Annotated in this window: 16 protein-coding genes; 4 read left to right on the forward strand and 12 right to left on the reverse strand. The window is 68.9% G+C overall.

All coding sequences use genetic code 11. The features are described from left to right. Positions 1-185: 185 nt before the first annotated feature. The gene (locus IAE41_RS02595) at positions 186-752 is read right to left on the reverse strand and encodes an N-acetylmuramoyl-L-alanine amidase (RefSeq protein ID WP_200731979.1); all 567 of its coding nucleotides are present in this window, start codon (positions 750-752) and stop codon (positions 186-188) included. Positions 753-824: 72 nt separating this feature from the next. Here IAE41_RS02595 and IAE41_RS02600 point away from each other — a divergent pair, with 72 nt between their 5' ends. Continuing rightward, entirely contained in the window at positions 825-1352 is a 528-nt protein-coding gene (locus IAE41_RS02600; protein WP_079221303.1) for a hypothetical protein, read from the forward strand. Positions 1353-1497: 145 nt separating this feature from the next. Continuing rightward, the gene (gene rlmKL, locus IAE41_RS02605) at positions 1498-3636 is read left to right on the forward strand and encodes a bifunctional 23S rRNA (guanine(2069)-N(7))-methyltransferase RlmK/23S rRNA (guanine(2445)-N(2))-methyltransferase RlmL (protein WP_108759655.1); all 2139 of its coding nucleotides are present in this window, start codon (positions 1498-1500) and stop codon (positions 3634-3636) included. Positions 3637-3701: 65 nt separating this feature from the next. Here rlmKL and IAE41_RS02610 read toward each other — a convergent pair whose 3' ends face one another. The 9 genes from IAE41_RS02610 to IAE41_RS02650 all read right to left on the reverse strand — a co-directional run bounded on the left by IAE41_RS02610 (position 3702) and on the right by IAE41_RS02650 (position 13622). Beyond that, positions 3702-4034: a hypothetical protein gene (locus IAE41_RS02610; RefSeq protein WP_234458256.1), complete on the reverse strand. Its 333-nt coding sequence runs from the start codon at positions 4032-4034 to the stop codon at positions 3702-3704. A 293-nt stretch (positions 4035-4327) separates the two neighbouring features. Further along, positions 4328-4657 carry a DUF3325 domain-containing protein gene (locus tag IAE41_RS02615; protein WP_200731981.1) on the reverse strand — a complete coding sequence of 110 codons (330 nt, stop codon included), beginning with the start codon at positions 4655-4657 and terminating at the stop codon, positions 4328-4330. Then, positions 4654-6291 (reverse strand): PepSY-associated TM helix domain-containing protein, encoded by a 1638-nt coding sequence (locus IAE41_RS02620; protein WP_200731982.1) that lies wholly within the window; start codon positions 6289-6291, stop codon positions 4654-4656. The genes IAE41_RS02615 and IAE41_RS02620 overlap by 4 nt, the downstream gene beginning before the upstream one ends. Next, on the reverse strand, positions 6288-6608 hold the full coding sequence (locus IAE41_RS02625) for a DUF3649 domain-containing protein (RefSeq protein WP_108759651.1): 321 nt from the start codon (positions 6606-6608) through the stop codon (positions 6288-6290). Before IAE41_RS02625 ends, IAE41_RS02620 begins: the two co-directional genes overlap by 4 nt. Before the next feature lie 108 nt (positions 6609-6716). Beyond that, positions 6717-8915: a TonB-dependent siderophore receptor gene (locus IAE41_RS02630; protein ID WP_200731983.1), complete on the reverse strand. Its 2199-nt coding sequence runs from the start codon at positions 8913-8915 to the stop codon at positions 6717-6719. Between the two features lie 261 nt (positions 8916-9176). Further along, positions 9177-9560, reverse strand: coding sequence for a DUF4124 domain-containing protein (locus tag IAE41_RS02635; RefSeq protein ID WP_200731984.1), 384 nt, complete (start codon positions 9558-9560; stop codon positions 9177-9179). Between the two features lie 326 nt (positions 9561-9886). Beyond that, positions 9887-11173, reverse strand: a complete 1287-nt coding sequence (locus IAE41_RS02640; protein WP_200731985.1) for a DUF445 family protein — start codon at positions 11171-11173, stop codon at positions 9887-9889. Positions 11174-11327: 154 nt separating this feature from the next. Continuing rightward, positions 11328-12206, reverse strand: a complete 879-nt coding sequence (locus IAE41_RS02645) for a plasmid replication/partition related protein (RefSeq protein ID WP_200731986.1) — start codon at positions 12204-12206, stop codon at positions 11328-11330. Positions 12207-12269: 63 nt separating this feature from the next. Then, complete coding sequence (locus IAE41_RS02650; RefSeq protein ID WP_200731987.1) at positions 12270-13622, reverse strand: aspartate aminotransferase family protein; 1353 nt, start codon at positions 13620-13622, stop codon at positions 12270-12272. A gap of 128 nt (positions 13623-13750) precedes the next feature. Between IAE41_RS02650 and IAE41_RS02655 the strand changes: the two genes are divergently transcribed. Further along, a complete protein-coding gene (locus IAE41_RS02655) occupies positions 13751-15247 on the forward strand; it encodes an aldehyde dehydrogenase (RefSeq protein WP_200731988.1) in 1497 nt (498 codons plus the stop codon). A 286-nt stretch (positions 15248-15533) separates the two neighbouring features. Here the strand turns inward: IAE41_RS02655 and IAE41_RS02660 are convergent, their stop codons facing one another. Then, positions 15534-16172 (reverse strand): hypothetical protein, encoded by a 639-nt coding sequence (locus tag IAE41_RS02660; protein WP_200731989.1) that lies wholly within the window; start codon positions 16170-16172, stop codon positions 15534-15536. A gap of 145 nt (positions 16173-16317) precedes the next feature. On the opposite strand from IAE41_RS02660, the gene IAE41_RS02665 reads away from it, so the two are divergent. Next, positions 16318-17616 carry an MFS transporter gene (locus tag IAE41_RS02665; protein ID WP_079221316.1) on the forward strand — a complete coding sequence of 433 codons (1299 nt, stop codon included), beginning with the start codon at positions 16318-16320 and terminating at the stop codon, positions 17614-17616. Here the strand turns inward: IAE41_RS02665 and IAE41_RS02670 are convergent. Beyond that, positions 17597-18058 (reverse strand): bacteriohemerythrin, encoded by a 462-nt coding sequence (locus IAE41_RS02670; RefSeq protein WP_079221317.1) that lies wholly within the window; start codon positions 18056-18058, stop codon positions 17597-17599. The two genes, IAE41_RS02665 and IAE41_RS02670, sit on opposite strands and share 20 nt — an antisense overlap. Positions 18059-18060 lie beyond the last annotated feature (2 nt).

Below are 18060 nucleotides of genomic sequence, written 5' to 3' on the forward strand. Positions count from 1 at the left end.
ACGCCCAACCCCGGTCTTGCCGTGTGCGCAGGACAGCGCACACGAGCAAGCCGCGACCAAGCCCCCATGGACGTACTTGCAGCGTCCCCCGCCACCGGACCCACCCCGCCATCCCACGGAGAGCCAGCTTTTGACGTTGACGTTGACGTTGATCCGGCAGGTGCAGGGCGCAGCCCTGCAGACCCTCACCCCACCGGTTGCAACGGCACCTTCGCCAGCACCCGCGCCCACGGGAACAACGGCCCCGGATCCCGCTTGCGCGCCACCATCAGCGCCGCATCATCACTGGCCGGCACCTGTTCCAGGTCCAGCTGGTCGTGCCCGGCAATCCGCTGCAGCGAGGGGTAGCGCGCCACCAGCGCCAGCAGCAGCGCCTCCAGCGCCAGCAGCTGCGCCTCCGTGTACGGCTCGTCCATCGCCTGGTGGCGGCTGTCGAACCAGTGCGGGTAGCGGCCGGTGTTGACCAGCTCGATGCCCACCGTATCGGCGTTCATGCCGCGCACGTGGTGGGCGATGCGCTCCGGTGCCACGTACTGCACCACGCTGCCGTCGCGGTCGATGTAGAAGTGGCCGCTGTTGCCGGCGCCGCTGTCATACAGCACGCGCTCGCCGTATTCGCGGGCCATGGCCAGGTCGGGCAGCTCGGTGCAGTGGATCACCACCATCCGCAGGCTGTCGGCGTCACGCAGGGGCAGGCGGTCGTGGTAGGGCAGGGGCTGCAGCTGCAGGCCGGGCAGGAGCGGGGTGGGCATCCGGCGATGCTAGCATTGCAGGATGAACCTGCCTTCCCGATCGACGTTGAACCGCTCCCTGGGAGCGCATGCATGAGCCGCGGCCACTGCATCCTGTCCCACGGCTTCGAGAGCGGCCCGGAGGCCACCAAGGTCACCGCACTGGCCGAAGTCGCGCAGCGCCTGGGCTGGACCCATGAGCGCCCCGACTACACCGACCTGGACGCGATGAGCGAGATCAGCCGCGTCGGCGACGTGCGCACCCGCCTGCAGCGGCTGGTCGAGCGCGCTGCCGCTGCCGCCGCACAGGGGCCGGTGGTGCTCGCCGGGTCCAGCCTGGGGGCCTACATTTCCGGCATCGCCTCGCTGCAGGTACCGGTGGCCGGCCTGTTCCTGATGGTGCCGCCCACCACCATGGGCCCGATGCCGGCGCTGGATGCCGCTGCCGTGCCGACCACGGTGGTCCAGGCCTGGCATGACGAAGTGGTGCCTGCCGCCGGGGTCATCGCCTGGGCGCAGGCGCGCTCGGCACAGCTGCTGCTGGTGGACGACGGCCACCGCCTGGAACGCCACGTGGAGGCCTCCGCGCAGGCCTTCGAGCGCCTGCTGCGCCAGCTGTGAAGCCCGGGCGCACGGCGCGCCCGCCCGCTTTGACTACAATGGCAGCCCCGCCGCCCCCGGCGCGGGCCTGCCGGCCGTGACTACGGCCCTCCTTTCCGACTGGCCCGGCCCCCATGCCGCGCCCGACCACCTGCGAACCGATCCCGTGAAATTCTTCGTCTCCTGCGCCAAGGGCCTGGAATACCTGCTTGCCGATGAACTGTCGGCCCTGGGCCTTGGCAAGGCCACCGCTACCATCGCCGGCGTCAATGCCGACGGCGAGCTGGAGCAGGCACTGCGGATCGTGATGTGGTCGCGCCTGGCCAGCCGCGTGCTGTGGCCGATCGACGAGTTCGAGTGCCCGGACGAGCAGGCCCTGTACGACGGCGTGCGTGCCCTGCCGTGGCACGAGCACATCAAGCCGGAAATGACCCTGGCGGTGGACGCGCACGTGTCCGGCGACAAGATCACCCATGCCCGCTTCGCGGCGCAGCGGATCAAGGACGCCATCGTTGACCGCATGCGTGACGAAGGCCTGGAACGCCCCTCGGTCAACACCGACCTGCCGGACGTGCGCGTCAACCTGTCGCTGCGCAAGGGCCGTGCCTCGCTGTCGATCGACCTCGGCGGCGGCCCGCTGCACCGCCGTGGCTGGCGCGGTGCCGCCCACGAGGCGCCGCTGAAGGAAAACCTGGCCGCCGCGCTGCTGATGCGCGCGCAGTGGCCGCGCCTGCACGCCGCCGGTGGTGGCCTGCTGGACCCGATGTGCGGCAGCGGCACGCTGCTGATCGAAGGTGCGCTGATGGCCGCCGACGTCGCCCCGGGCCTGATGCGCCACGGCAGCCTGCCGCCGAGCCGCTGGCTGGGCTTCGACAAGGCCGCCTGGAAGGCGATCCAGAGCGAAGCACGTGATCGCGAAGCCGCTGGCCTTGCCGCGCTGAAGCCGGTCATCCACGGCAGCGACATCGACCCGACCGCGATCCAGGCCGCCCGCGAGAATGCCGAAGTGGCCGGCGTGGCCCACGCCATCCGCTTCACCCGCGCCGACGTGGCCGACCTGGCCGCGCCGGAACAGGAGATCGGTGCGGTGGTCTGCAACCCGCCGTACGACGAGCGCCTGGCCGCCGATCCGGCGCTGTACCGCGCGCTGGGCAATGCCCTGCAGAAGGCGGTGCCGCAGTGGCGCGCCAGCCTGCTGTGCGGCAATGATGAACTGGCCTTCGCCACCGGCCTGCGCGCGGGCAAGAAGTACCAGATGTTCAATGGTGCGCTGGAGTGCGCGCTGATCGTCTGCGACCCGATCGCCGTGCCGGGCCGCGACCCGGCGCAGCCGCGCGAGCTGAGCGAAGGCGCGCAGATGGTGGCCAACCGCCTGCGCAAGAACCTGAAGAAGTTCAAGAGCTGGCGCGCGCGCGAGGACATCACCTGCTTCCGCGCCTACGATGCCGACCTGCCGGAATATGCGGCGGCCATCGACGTCTATGAAGAAGACGGTGGCCAGCGCCGTACCTTCCTGCACGTGCAGGAATACGCCGCGCCGGCCGCGATTCCGGAGAACGATGTGCGCCGCCGCCGCAACGAACTGCTGGCGGCCGCGCGTGAAGTGTTCGGCGTGCCGCCGGAACAGGTCTCGATGAAGTCGCGCGAGCGTGGCAAGGGCGGCAGCAAGTACGGCCGCTTCGAACAGCGCGACGAGTTCATCGTGGTGCGCGAGAACAACGCGCTGCTGCAGGTGAACCTGTTCGATTACCTCGACACCGGCCTGTTCCTCGACCACCGCCCGCTGCGTCGGATGATGGCCGAGCAGGTGCGTGGCAAGCGCTTCCTCAACCTGTTCTGCTACACCGGCGTGGCCAGCGTGCAGGCGGCGGTGGCCGGTGCGGCCAGCACCACCAGCGTCGATCTGTCGGCCACCTACCTGCAGTGGTGCTACGACAACCTGGCGCTGAACGGGCAGGGCGGCAACCAGCATCTGCTGGTGCAGGCCGATGCGATGGCGTGGCTGGAAGGCGACCGCGGCCAGTACGACGTGATCTTCTGCGATCCGCCGACGTTCTCGAACTCGGCCCGCGCCGATGACTTCGACGTACAGCGCGAGCAGCTGAAGATGCTGCGTGCCGCCGTGGCGCGCCTGGCGCCGGGCGGCGTGCTCTACTTCTCCAACAACTTCCGCCGCTTCAAGCTGGAAGAGAACGCCATCGCCGAGTTCGCCCAGTGCCGCGAGATCACCGCACGCACCATCGGCCCGGACTTCGAGCGCAACGCGCGCATCCACCGTGCGTGGGAACTGAAGCGCCTGGGCTGACCGGTAGCGCCGGGCCATGCCCGGCGTGCGCGGCGCTGGTAGATCCACGCCATGCGTGGATGGCCCTACAGCACCAGCAACCGACCCGGGGCATGGGCCAACGGCCAATGCCCCTGTTCGTACAGCGCGATCACCGGTTCCCAGTGCGCCGGCAGGCCGAGGTGTACTTCCAGCAACCGCTGCCGCGCGGCGAACATCGCCGTATCGCGCGCAACCAGATGCAGGTCATGTGCACCGCAGCGCAGGGCCGGCAGATCGACGGCGGACAGCACGCGCATCAGGGTGCGGTTGAGTTCGCGGCGGGGTTCGGCCAGCTCGGCGGGGCGCGGCAATGCGCCATGGAACGGATCCGGGTCGCCCAGCACGCTGGGCATCCACTCGAAGTCGTCAGTTTCCATGGCCTGCAGCGCTTCGGCCAATGACCCAACGGACGCAACCCCCGCAGCCGCGGGCAGTGGCTCGCCCAGGCGGGAGAAGAAGCGGATTCCAGCGATCCGTTGCAGCAGCGCAGTTGATTCCATGCAGGGAATTGTAGGCCGGTAGCGCCGGGCCATGCCCGGCGTGGACCTACGCGGTGCATGGATGCGCGGTGCCTGGATGGGGTCAGAGCCCTTGCGCGGCGCGCAAGGGATCCGACCCCGGTAGCGCCGGGCCATGCCCATGGTAGATCCACGCCATGCGTGGATGGCGGCTACAGCAACGCCACGACCAGCCCGGCCAGCGGCAGCACAACCGCCAACGGTGCGATCCACGCCGGGCGGTACGGGTACAGGCCGAACGCCAGCGGCACCCCGGCCAGGGTCAGCGCACCCAGCCACAGCACCGGGCCCATTGCCCAGCCGTGGTCGACCACGCACAGCGCGAACGCGACCGTCAGCAGGGCCCAGCCCAGCACGCGCCACTGCGTGCGCCGTGCCGGCGTGGCCGCCGCCTTGCCGTGCAGGTCCTGCTGGTGCTTTTCCATCGCCAGCGACAGCGCGGTGAACGCGGAGAAGGACAGTGTCAGGGCCAGCAGCATCATGCGCTGGCCTCCGCTTCGGTTGCCGCAGGCGCAGCCGGTGCCTTGGCTGCTGCAGCGGCGGCAGCCGCGCGCTTCTTTTTCTCGGCCGCGCTCAGCGGCGGCGTCCAGCGCTGCATGCGCCAGCCGCACATCGCCAGCATTGCGCCGAAGGCCAGCATCGACAGGTCAAAGCCGGCCAGCACCCAGTCACCGTTGACCAGCGTCACGCCCAGGTGCGCGTGGGTGGTCAGGGCATTGACCACCGGCACCAGCGCGAACGCGGCCGCGCCGATATACAACTGCCACGCCCACATCATCCGCTTGGGCCAGAGGAAGGCGGCCAGCAGGGCCGCACCCCAGGCGTAGAAGAACACGTTGGCCTCGGCGTTCGAGCGCTCGGCCATCTCCAGCGGCAGCAGGCGGTTGCCCCAGAAGTAGGCAGCAAACGCGATCGGCAGGCCGGCCACGGCACCGATGTTGAGCGCATCCACCAGGCGCAGGCCGAAGCCGATGCGCCCGCTCTTGGCATGCTTGGGCCGTTCCTTCACCGCCCACAGCACCACGCCGCTGGCCACCATCAGGCAGCCGGTCAGGCCGGACAGGAAGAACAACGCGCGCAGGCCCCAATCGGCGAAGCGGGCAAGGTGCAGGCCGTACATCACGCCACGGGTGGCGGTGGCGCCGCCGGAGGGCGGGCTCTCTTCCAGCAGGGCGCCACTGGTCATGTCATAGCGCAGCGCCGGGGTGTCGGTGGACAGGCGCTTGCCGTCGTGCTGGCGGATGTCGATGACCGCGTTGGCGGCGCCCGGGTTGGTGACGGTGAAGCCGGCCACTTCCACGCCCTTCCAGTGCGCGCGCGCGCTGTCCAGCAGCTGCGCGATCGGCAGCGGTGCCGCGCGGCCCTCGGCCGGCGCGCTCACTTCGGGCATGCCACCGAAGGCCTCGGCAAAGAACTTGTCCTCGTCCTGCGGGTAGGCCACCTTCACCCCCCACGGCAGGTACATGATCATCAGGGTGACGATGCCGGTGTAGGTGATCATCGCGTGGTAGGGCAGGGCCATCACCGCGCTGACGTTGTGGAAATCCAGCCACGAACGCAGGCCCTTGTCCTTGCGGAAGGTGAAGAAGTCCTTGAAGATTTTCTTGTGGGTAATGACGCCGGTGATGATCGCCACCAGCATGAACATCGCGCAGAAGCCCACCAGGTAGCGCGCCCAGTACACCGGGATGTAGTGCAGGTCGAAATGCAGGCGGTAGAAGAAGTCACCGCCACGGGTGTCGCGCGCCTTCAGTTCGCCGCCGGTGTTGGGGTCCAGGGTGGCATCGCCGAACGCACCGCGCCGGCCCTTGGAGGGATCGGCCTGGTCGGCCGGTACGCGCCAGAACGTGCTCATGGCCGGGTTGCGCGGCTGCGGGAGCGTCACGTACCACATCTCGGCATTGCCGGCCTTGTCCTGCAGGAAGTCGATCGCGCGCTGCGCGGCCACGTCGGTGCTGACCTTGGCGCTGGGCAGCTCCGGGCGCATCCAGCGGCTGATCTCTTCGCGGTAGTAGCTGGCCGTGCCGGCCATGAAGATCAGCAGCAGCAGCCAGCCGACCAGCAGGCCGGTCCAGGTGTGCAGCCAGGCCATCGACTGGCGGAATCCGTTCTTCATGCCCAGGCCCCCAGCAGGCGCGATGCGGCGGCCAGCAGCAGGGTGGGGCCGACGATGCCGACCCAGGCGCGCAGTGCGCTGCGCGTGGCGAAGGCCCACAGCGCGGCGCAGGCGGCGACCACGATGGCCAGCAGCATGCCGGTCAGCACGGCCTGGCCGCGCGCGGCGGGCAGGGCCACGGCGCAGAACACGCTGGTCATGGAGGCCAGCGCGTAACCACCGAAGATCGCGGCCAGGGAACGGGACAGCACTCCCCAGCGTTCGCTGGCGAAGAAGGTGCTGAGGCGGGAGCTGGCAAGTTCGGGCGAGCGGTCCACGGCGGTCCTGCAGGTGTGTTGGAAGAAAGGCCGGCGCACCGAAGCGCGCCGGGGTTGGCCATCCGTGGCCGGGCACCGGTCGCAGAACCGGCGCCATCCATCAGGGCATCAGAGCTTCCAGCGCAGCGTCACGCTGACGTTGCGCGGTTCGCCCCAGTACACGCCGTTGTAGAAACCGACGTTGTTGTAGTACTTCTTGTCCAGCAGGTTGTTGACGTTCAACTGCGCGCTGAAGTTCTCGTTGAAGCGGTAGCCGGCGGCCAGGTTCAGCAGGTAGAACGCGTCCTGGGTGATGTCGGCCCTGCTGCCATCGGCCTTGGTGCTGGTGCGCCAGATGCGGCTCTGCCAGGTGGCACCGCCACCCAGCCAGAAGCGGCCATCGATGCCGCCGGGGCGCCAGCTGGCGTTGAGGCGGAAGGTGTCCTGCGGGGTAGGGGTGTTCTGCAGCACACCGGCCTGGCTGCGGCTGACGGCATGGGCAAAGCCGGTCGACAGGTTCCAGCTTTCACCCAGGCTGCCCTGTGCTTCCACTTCCCAGCCGTGCACCTTGTTGCCCTTGCCGGTGGAGCGGTAGGCCTGGGTGCCATCCGGAAGCGAGTTCGGCGGCACCGAATCATCGACCTCGGCCACGTTGTCCTTCTCGCCTTCGAAGATCGCCGCCGAGGCGTTCAGCAGGCCGCCGAAGAACTCGGCCTTCAGGCCGCCTTCGTACATCTTGCCGACCACCGGCTCCAGGTAGCTGCCGTTCCTGTCGCGATAGTTCTGCGGCGCAAAGATGTCGGTGTAGCTGGCATACGCGCTGAGCACGCGGTTGAAGTCGTACACCACGCCGGCGTACGGCGTGGTCTGGTCCTTGGGCTTGTAGCCGGTGCGCGTGGTGCCCGTGCGGTTGCCGCTGCTGTCGTAGCTGTAGCGCCAGGTCTTGGTTTCCCAGTTGCCGTAGCGCACGCCGGCCACGACCAGCAGCGGATCGGCCAGGCGCAGGCGGGTGGCCACGTAGGCCGCCTGCTGGCGCAGCTCATCCTGCGAACCGAGGTAGCCCGGGCGGGTCACCGACAGCGGCGCGACATCGCCGGTCCAGTGGCGCCAGTCGGGAACCTGGGCGTAACTGGCGGGGTACGGATCGATGGAGGCCGCGGGATACTCGCCCTTGCGCAGCGATTGGCCCGCGCCGAACACCACTTCCTGGGTGTGGCCGAACAGGTCGAAGCTGCCGGTGGCGTTGACGTCCACCACATCCATCGTGCTGTCTTCCACGAAGTTGCCGATGTAGGCGAGCACGCCGGTGCCATCGGCACGCGGGTAGCCCTGCGCGCCATACCAGACCGCGCCATCGGTGTTGCGCTTGGCGCGGCTGATCGCGGCCTTCACCGACCAGTGGCTGCCCAGCTGCTGTTCCAGCCGCGCGAAGGTGGTCTTTTCCACGATCGGCCAGCTGCTCCAGGACGCAGACAGGTTGGTCGAGCGCGGCAGGTTGGCCGGCGTCCCATCCGGGCCCCAGTACGGCACCACGCCCCAGGTCACGCCGGTGGTGTGCGGCGACTGATACTCATAGCCCACTTCGAACAGCGTGCTGTCGGTCAGGTCGGCCTGGACGATGCCGTAGAACACATCCTTGTCGAGCTTGTAGACATCGCGGAACGAATCGCTCTGCTGCTTGGCGGCGACCACGCGCGCGCGGATGCGGCCGTCCCAGGCGATCGGGCCGCCCAGGTCGGCTTCCAGGCGCTGGTTGCCCCAGCGGCCCAGGGTCAGGTTGGCGCCCATCTGGAAGGTGTCGGTCGGGCGCTTGCGCACCATGCTGATGGTGCCCGACGGATCGCCGGCACCCGTGGTCAGGCCGGTGGCACCGCGGATCACTTCGATGCGCTCGTAGATCACGTTGTCGGTGTTGGTCTTGATCGACCCACCGAAGGTGTTGAGCATGCCGTCGATCTGGAAATTGGTGATGTTGTAGCCGCGCGACACATAGTTGATGCGCTCGCTGTCGGTGACTGCCACATGCACGCCGGTCACCTGGCCCATCACATCGGACAGCGAGAACAGGCCCATGTCATCCAGGCGCTGGCGGGTGATGACGGTGACCGATTGCGGCGTCTCGCGCAGCGACAGGTCCAGCTTGGTCGCGCTGCGGGTGTTCTTCACCGTGTAGCCGTTCTGGATCTCGCCGTCGGCGGTCACCTTCACCGTGTCCAGCGTGCGTGCATCGGCAGCGGACGGTGCATCGGCGTGGGCCAGCGGGGCACACAACAGCGTGGCCAGGGCCAGCGCCAAGGGTGAAACGGCGGGAATGTTCGGTCGGGCCATACAGTGCGATTCCATGCAGGAGAAAAACATCAGCGATGGAAACCATGCGTGCGGGCGCCTGCGCGGATTCGCGCGACCCGAGGCATCTCCCATCGCCACGCGCTGACGGCCAGGGCCGTCGGCGCACGAGGAGCCGGGGATGTACACGGGCGGAAGCGCGGTGGGGGCGCCAGGTGGCTGAGCGTACAACCGATCAGTAAATGATAGGCATTCGCATTTCGTTAATCAAGCACGGCCTGTCCGGGGCAGGTGCCCCAGCCTTCAGCGCGATGCGCAGGCGCGGGTGACCTCGTCGTTGAGTTGCCGTTGCGGCGTGCGCGTGCCGAACCACTCGGCCATTTCCCGGCGCGTGCGGGCCTTGTCGCAGGCTTCGGCGTTGCTGGCGGCCTCGATTACGGCGCCAGTGCCCTGCGGCGCACTGCGGCCGGCGTTGGCCTGCAGCTGGCGACGTGCATCGCGCAGCTCGCGGTCCACCCGTTCCGATTCCTGCCAGCTCAGCTTGGGATCACGCACGATCGGCCGCGTCACGCCCGTGTCCTGCCCACTCGGGCACGGCACGGTCTGGTAGACGGTACGGCCAACGTCGTTGCACTTGTACACACGCTGCGCGCACGCATCAGCGGCCGCCGCCAGCAGTGGCAGCAACACCCATATCCTTCGCATGGATCCCCCCACGGGCCACCCTGGCCCGCATGGCGCGGGAGCATAAGGAGTGTGACCCCGGTCGCGCAACAACGGGATCCGGCCCCGTGCCGATCAACGGTCGGCACCCACCAGCGGCGGCGGGATCCGTCACCGTCAAAGGCATGCATCGCGTCTGGGGCAGAGCCCCCTGAGTCAGGGGGCAGCCGCGAAGCGGCGGGGGTTTGGGAGCTGGTAAGTGGGGCCCGCGGTTCGCGTAGCGAATCGTGGGAGCGGCAGCGCGCATGCGATGGCGCGTACCCAGGGCGCAGCCCTGCCGGAAAACCCACTCAGAACCTGAACACCACCGTCGCCGCATGCAGCAGCAGCCCGATCAACCCACCCACCAGCGTGCCGTTGAACCGGATGAACTGCAGGTCACGCCCCACGCTCAGTTCCAGCTGCTCCACCAGGTGCCGCTCGTCCCAGCCCTTCACCGTCTGCGCGATATGCGTGGTCACGCCCTCCCGCAGGCGTTCGGTCAGCCGTTGCGCGCCCTCCAGCAGATGCTGGTTGAGGGCATCGCGCAGCGCCGGATCGGCCCGCAGCGTCGCACCCAGCGACGCCAGGCTGCGCTGCAGGTGGCCGACCAGCGCCGAATCCTCGCGCTGCAGGTCAGCGCGCAGGCTGGCATGGATGCGCGCCCACAGCCCCTGCACGTACTCCTGCAGGGCCGGGTGGTCGATCATTTCCTGCTTCAGCTGCTCGATGCGTTCGGCCAGCGCCGGGTCTTCGCGCAGGCGCTGCACGTAGTTGCCCAGCCAGGTCTCGTAATCCTGCCGCAACGGATGCTGCGGTTCGGCCAGCACCTGCTGCAGTTCCTCCAGCACCGCCCGCGCCAGCCGCGCGGCCAGGCTGTCACCGATTTCGTCGATCGGCTTCACCCAGTTCACCGTGCTCGACAGCGTCGGCCACTCGCGCTGGATGTAGCGCACGATCAACTGCGAGGCGCGCTCCTTCACTTCCGGCTGCTCGAGCCAGCGGCCAAGCCGCTGCAGGCCCTCGTCCAGCACGCGCTGGTGGCGGCCATCGGCGGTCAGCAGCGCCAGCAGTTCGCCGGCGGTGGACGCAGCGTTCCACTGCCGCAACTGCTGCACCACGAAACTGTGCAGCTGCCGGCGCACGGCGCCTTCGTCGAAGAAATCCAATGCCTGCAGCGCCCAGCCGCGGGCCATGTCAGCCAGCATCCGCGAACGCGCCGGATCGGCCAGCCAGCTTCCAAGGCGGCTGGCGGGGTCGAACACCTGCAGCTTGGCCAGCAGTACGCCGGGCTCAAGGAACTGGTCACGCACGAACACGGCCAGGCTGTCGCCGATGCGTTCCTTGCTGCGCGGGATGATCGCGGTATGTGGAATGGGCAGGCCCATTGGCCGCCGGAACAGCGCCACCACCGCGAACCAGTCGGCCAGCGCGCCGACCGCAGCGGCCTCGCAGAAGGCCGACACCCAGGCCCAGGCGCCGCGTTCGCCTTGCCAGTGGCTGACCGCAAACCCGGCCAGCATCAACACCAGCAGGCCGAGGGCGATGGCTTTCAGGCGGCGCAGCTGCGCGCGGCGCGGATCGATGGCAGACGTCATGGGGAGAGTCTACCTGCCGCACGGTGACGCTGATCTGTAGAGCCGAGCCCACGCTCGGCTGCTTCTGCTGCGGTGCACGGCAGCCGAGCGCGGGCTCGGCTCTACAGCGGCGCGAATTCCTATCGGTAGCGCCGGGCCATGCCAGGCGGTGTGGTTACAGCGCCTCGAGCTGCCTGCGCAGCGCGGCCAGCTGCGCGCGCAGGGTGTCGTTCTCGCGGGTCAGGGCCACCACGCGGCGACGCAGCGCCGGGGCGTCCTCGCCCAGCTGCTCCAGTGCGGACAGCACTTCGGCATCGCGGCTGGCGACCTCGCCCTCGCTCGGCTCCTCGAAATCCATCTCGGCCGCTTCAGGCTTCGGCGCGCGAGGCTTGCGCTTGGCGTCGCGCACGCGCTTGGCGGCCTGCTTCAGTTCGTCCTTGCCACCGGCGGCAGCCGCACGCTGCTCTTCTTCCGGCAGGTCGGCCACGGCGGCGGCGGCGCTGATCGAGATCACGCCGGCCTTCACCGCTTCCACGACCTCGGCCGCGGCCTGGGCGTGGATACGCTCGATCATGCCCACCTGGCTGGTGCTCAGCTTGGCCTCACGGGCCAGCTCGGCGCGGCTGACCTTCGGTGCCGGTTCCCACGGCGGGCTGTCTTCGCCCGCGTCGTCGGCCGGATCGGCGGTACCGTCGCTCTCACGCTGCAGCTGCGCCTGTTCCACCTGCTTGCGCGCAGACAGGATGTCGCGCTTGCGCAGGGCCAGCACGCCGCGCTGGAAGTCGGACACGCTGCGGCGGCCCAGGTGCTGCTCGATCATCCACAGGTGCACGTCTTCCATGCTCTGGAAGCGGGTGTTCTGCACGGTGTTGAACGGCAGGCCGTGCTTCTGGCAGATGCCGAAGCGGTTGTGGCCGTCCACCAGTACATCGCCCCACAGCACCAGCGCGTCGCGGCAGCCCTCGGCCAGGATGCTGCGCTCCAGCGCGTCGTGTTCGTCCGCGGTCAGCGGGTCGATGTAGGCCTTCAGTTCTTCTTTGACGACGATGTCCATGGGCACGGCAACAGTCAGGAGCGGAACCGACCATTGTACCCGCTCGCCGCTGCCGGCCCGGCCTCAGGCGGTGGCCCGGATCATCTCGCCCAGGGTGCCGGTGATCTGGTCGATCTGTGCCTTGTCCACGATCAGCGGCGGCGACAGGGCAATGATGTCACCGGTGCAGCGCACCAGCAGCCGCCCGTCGTGGAAGCAGCGCCGGTACACCTCGTAGCCACGGGCACCGGCGGCATCCCTGCGCGGCGCCAGCTCGACCGCGCCGACCAGGCCGAAGTTGCGGATGTCCACCACGTTCGGCAGGCCCTGCAGGGCATGCAGGCGCTCCTGCCAGTACTCGCCCAGCTCGATGGCACGCTCGAACAGGCGCTCCTCGGCGTGGATGTCCAGGGTGGCCAGTGCGGCCGCGCAGGCCAGCGGGTGGCCCGAATAGGTATAGCCATGGAACAGTTCGATGGCCTGCGCCGGGCCCTGCATGAAGCTGGCATGCACCGCATCGCCAACCAGCACGCCGCCCAGCGGCACGGCACCGTTGCTGACGCCCTTGGCGAAGGTCAGCAGGTCCGGGGTGACCCCGAAGCGCTGTGCGGCGAAGGGCATGCCCACCCGGCCGAAGCCGGTGATGACCTCGTCGAACACCAGCAGGATGCCGTGCTGGTCGCAGATCTCGCGCAGCCGCTGCAGATAGCCGGGGGCGGGCAGGATCACCCCGGCCGAGCCGGCCACCGGCTCGACGAACACGGCGGCAATGGTCGACGCATCGTGCAGGGCGATCAGCCGCTCGAGGTCGTCGGCCAGCTCCGCGCCGTGGCGCGGCAGGCCCTTGCTGAACGCGTTGCGCTCCAGGTCCAGGGTGTGGCGCAGGAAGTCCACGCCGCCCAGCTGCAGGCCGAACTGCCTGCGGTTGTTGGGCAACCCGCCCAGCGCCATGCCGCCGAAGCCCACCCCGTGGTAGGCCTTCTCGCGGCTGATGAAGCGGGTGCGCTGGCCCTCGCCGCGCAGGCGATGGTGGGCGAGCACGATCTTCATCGCGGTATCCACCGCCTCCGAGCCGGAGCTGGTGAAGAACACATGGTTGAGCCCGGCCGGTGCCAGCGCAGCCAGCCGCTGGGCCAGGGCGAAGGCCGGTGGTGAGCCCATCTGGAAGGCAGGCGAATAATCCAGGGTGGCCGCCTGTTCGGCGATGGCCTGGACGATGCGCGGGCGCGCGTGGCCGGCGTTGCAGCACCACAGGCCGGCGGCGCCGTCGAGGATGCTGCGGCCGTCGATGTCCTCGTAGTGCATGCCTTCGGCGCGCACCAGCATGCGGGGGGCGCCCTTGTACTGGCGGTTGGCGGTGAACGGCATCCAGTACGCGTCCAGTGAATCGGGACGCTGGGTGGCCAGCGCATGCGGGTCGATCGCGGGGTTCTTCATGCCGCCTCCGTCGGTTCCGATGCAGCGACTGTAGCGCAGCCGCGTCATCGCGGTGACAGTGCCGCAGGAGAACGGCCGCATCACGGCCGCGGCGGTATAAACGGGGCAATCGCTGCCTGGAGCCGGACATGGCTGACTTCCCCGACCGCACCCACTGGCAGACGCTGGCTGGCCAGCTGGCCATTCCCACGCAGGCCTTCATCGATGGCCGCTACGTGGACGCGGCCAGCGGCGCCCGTTTCGACTGCATCAGTCCCATTGATGGCCGCGTGCTCGGCCAGGTGGCCGACTGCGATGCGCAGGACGTGGAGCGCGCGGTGGCAGGGGCGCGTCGTGCCTTCGATGCCGGGCACTGGTCGCAGGCCAGCCCGGCGCAGCGCAAGCGCGTGCTGCTGGCACTGGCCGCGCTGGTGGAACACCATGCCGATGAACTGGCCCTGCTGGAAACCCTGGACATGGGCAAGCCGGTGCGCGATGCGCGGCGCGTCGACCTGCCCGGCGTGGTGCGTTGCCTGCGCTGGACCGCAGAGGCAGTGGACAAGCTGTATGGCGATATCGCACCGACCGGCCCGCACGAACTGGGCCTGGTCAGTCGCGAGCCGGCTGGCGTGGTGGCGGCCATCGTGCCGTGGAATTTCCCGCTGCTGATGGCCTGCTGGAAAATCGCGCCGGCGCTGGCGATGGGCAATTCGGTGGTGCTCAAGCCGTCGGAGCGCTCACCGCTGAGCGCGCTGCGGCTGGCCGCACTGGCCGCCGAAGCCGGGTTGCCCGACGGCGTGCTCAACGTGCTGCCCGGGCAGGGCATGTACGTGGGCGAACCGCTGGCGCTGCACATGGACGTGGACGTGCTGGCCTTCACCGGCTCCACCGCCACCGGCGCGAAGCTGCTGCAGTACGCCGGCCGTTCCAACCTGAAGCGGGTCTGGCTCGAGTGCGGCGGCAAGAGCCCGCACCTGGTGTTTGCCGATGCGCCGGATCTGGATGCGGCAGCCAAGGGCGTGGCGCAGGGCATCTTCTTCAACCAGGGCGAGGTCTGCACGGCCGGTTCGCGGCTGCTGGTGGAGCGTTCGATCCGTGACGATTTCGTACACCAGGTGGTGGCCTATGGCCGGCGCATGCAACCGCGCCATCCGCTGGATGCCGATGCGCCGATGGGGGCGCTGGTCGATGCCGCGCACATGGACAAGGTGCTGGCCGATATTGCCCGCGCCGAAGGCGACGGTGCACGCCTGCTGCTGGGCGGGCAGCGCGCCGAGGTGGAAGCCGGCGGCTGTTATGTGCAGCCCACCGTGTTCGACCAGGTGCGGCCGGAGCAGGCGCTGGCCCGCGAAGAAGTGTTCGGACCCGTGCTGGCGGTGCTTGGGTTTGACAGTGAAGCCGAGGCGGTGCGGCTGGCCAACGACAGCCGATACGGGCTGGCGGCCGGCCTGTGGACGCGCGACCTGGGCCGCGCGCACCGCGTGTCGCGGCAGCTGCGCGCGGGCAGCGTGTGGGTGAACGGCTGGGATGGCGGTGACATGACCGCGCCGTTTGGTGGCTACAAGCAGTCGGGCAATGGTCGCGACAAATCGCTGCACGCGTTCGACAAGTACAGCGAGATCAAGGCGACGTGGATCCAGTTGTAGCGTCGCGCCGCCGGGCATGGCCCGGCGCTACCGGCTTCCTGTAGAGCAGAAGGCAGCGGCAGGAGCCGCTGCCAACGTCGCCCATGGCGACGGCCCGAAGGGTGCCGGTCAGGACGACCGGCATAGCCATGCTTGGCGGCGCTTCGGTCTTCTGTAGAGCCGAGCCATGCTCGGCTGCCGTTCGATCTTCTGTAGAGCCGAGCCATGCTCGGCTGCGCTTCGGTCTTCTGTAGAGCCGAGCCATGCTCGGCTGCGCTTCGCGGAAGGCAGTCGAGCAAGCTCGACTCTACGGGCACCGCGCGCTCACCACCAGCACCGCATCACGCAGCGCCTGCCGGTCCATCTCCTCCACCGCACCCTGGAAATAGTCCATGTCCTGCTTCCCCAGCTGGCACGGGTCGACGATATACCCCGGCGGCCACAGGCCCAGCAGCTGTGCCACGCCGTGCACGATCTGTTCGGGCGTCATCGTCCTGCGGATGCGAAAGTAGTTCCGTCGCGGCGCAAAGGCCGGGTGCACTTCGCGGCGGCCGGTCAGGCGTGGCGCCACGCCCGCCGCCGTGATGCCATCACCGCCATCGATGCTGCCGGCCGGCAGGCCCAGCATGAGAGGTGCCTGTGTCGGCGTGCTGTCGCTTTCCACACCTGCCGGCGGCAGCGGTACAGGCGCGAGCCGCCGCGCGGGGCGGGCAGGCGTCGGTGCCGCCGATACCTCGGCGGGCACGTCGCGGGGCGGGATTGGTTGCGGCAATGCCGGCAGCCAACGCAGGCTGATCCGTTCATCATCGCCGGGCACCGTGCCGGGATGGCTACCCTGCCACAGCCACGCGCCCAGCAGGGCATGCAGCAGCACCACGAACAGGCAGGCCACCGTGCGCGGCAGCAGCGGTGAGTCGGACCAGCGCAACGCAACCACAGGGGCCATCGGCAAGCATCCATGCAGGGACCGGTGGCGCAGCGTAACCACTGCACGGAAAAATTCCGTTGGCATCGGTGTCGCCTGTAACCATCGTCCCGTCCGGCCGCCCGCGCGTGGCAGAATCGGTCGATCCACCTTCCACGCCTTGCCGATGTCCTCGATCACCGCTGCCGCGCCGCCCGTGAATTCCCCCAGCCGTGTCCTGCTGGCCAGCCTCATCGGCACCACCATCGAGTTCTTCGATTTCTACATCTACGCCACCGCGGCGGTGCTGGTGTTCCCGCACCTGTTCTTCCCGGAAAGCAGCGACAAGGCGGCCCTGCTGCAATCGCTGGCGACGTTCGCGGTGGCCTTCATCGCGCGCCCTGTGGGCTCGGCGGTATTCGGCCACTTCGGCGACCGCATCGGCCGCAAGGCCACGCTGGTGGCGGCGCTGCTGACCATGGGCCTGTCCACCGTGGCCATCGGCCTGCTGCCGACGCACGCGCAGATCGGGCTGTGGGCGCCGGCACTGCTGGCACTGTGCCGCTTCGGCCAGGGGCTCGGCCTGGGCGGGGAATGGGGTGGGGCGGTGCTGCTGGCCACCGAGAACGCGCCGCCGGGCAAGCGCGCCTGGTACGGCATGTTCCCGCAGCTGGGCGCGCCGTTGGGCTTCCTGCTGTCGGCCGGCATCTTCCTGCTGCTGGGCCGCTGCCTGGGTCAGCAGGATTTCCTGCAGTGGGGCTGGCGCATTCCGTTCGTGGCCAGCGCACTGCTGGTCGGCCTGGGCCTGTGGGTGCGCCTGAACATCCACGAGACCCCCGATTTCCAGCAGGCGCTGGAGCGCAAGGCACCGGTGCGGTTGCCGATGTGGACGGTGCTGCGTGACCACTGGCTGCCCATGCTGCTGGGCACGCTGGGTGCGTTCGCCACCTTCGTGCTGTTCTACCTGATGACGGTGTTCAGCCTGGGCCACGGTACGGCAGTGCTGGGCTACAGCCGCGAGCAGTTCCTGCTGATGCAGATGGGCGCGATGCTGTTCTTCGCGGCGGGCATCCCGCTGTCGGCGCGCTACGGCGACCGCTGGGGCACGCGCCGCACGATGGTGTTCGCCAGCCTGCTGATCCTCGGCTTCGGCGTGCTGTTCGCGCCGCTGTTCCAGGCGCACAGCCCGTGGCTGGTGTTCACTTTCCTGTGCCTGGGCCTGTTCCTGATGGGCCTGACCTACGGCCCGTGCGGCACCTTCCTGGCCGAGATCTACCCGGTGGAAGTGCGCTACACCGGCGCCTCACTGTCGTTCAATCTGGCCGGCATCCTGGGTGCGGCCCCGGCGCCTTACCTGGCCACGTGGCTGGCCGAACGCTTCGGCCTGGTCGCGGTCGGCTACTACCTGTGCCTGACCGCGGTGGCCACGTTGTGTGCGCTGCTGGCACTGCAGCGGCGCGCCCAGCTCAACCAAAGACACGCTTGAGCGTGCGGCCCAGCCAGCCGCCGCTCTGGTGCTCGCGTGCGAACTGGTTCAGGTGCGCCTTGACCTGTTCGGCGTAGGCCTGGTCATCGCCGCGGATATGGTTGAACAGCCAGCGCGAGAGCATCGTGCGCAGCTCGTCGGTGATGTCCTCGCCCGCCTTGAAGCGCAGCCGGTACTCGGCCACGCGCTTGATGAAGATCTCATGCACGCGCTTGTGCGCGGCACAGAACGGGTAGCCCGCTTCCTCCATCAACTCTTCCTCGAACGCGAAGTGGGACATGGTGTAGTCCACCACTTCGTCGATCACCTCGGCCACCACTGCCGTCTGCAGCCCGGCCTGCGCCACGTGCAGATGGTTGAGCATCTCCACGATGCGCCGATGTTGCTGATCGATCACATCGATGCCGATGTTCAGATCGTCCTGCCATACCAGTAGTGCCATCC

It is taken from the genome of Stenotrophomonas sp. S39 (genome assembly GCF_016624665.1).
GTDB lineage: Bacteria > Pseudomonadota > Gammaproteobacteria > Xanthomonadales > Xanthomonadaceae > Stenotrophomonas.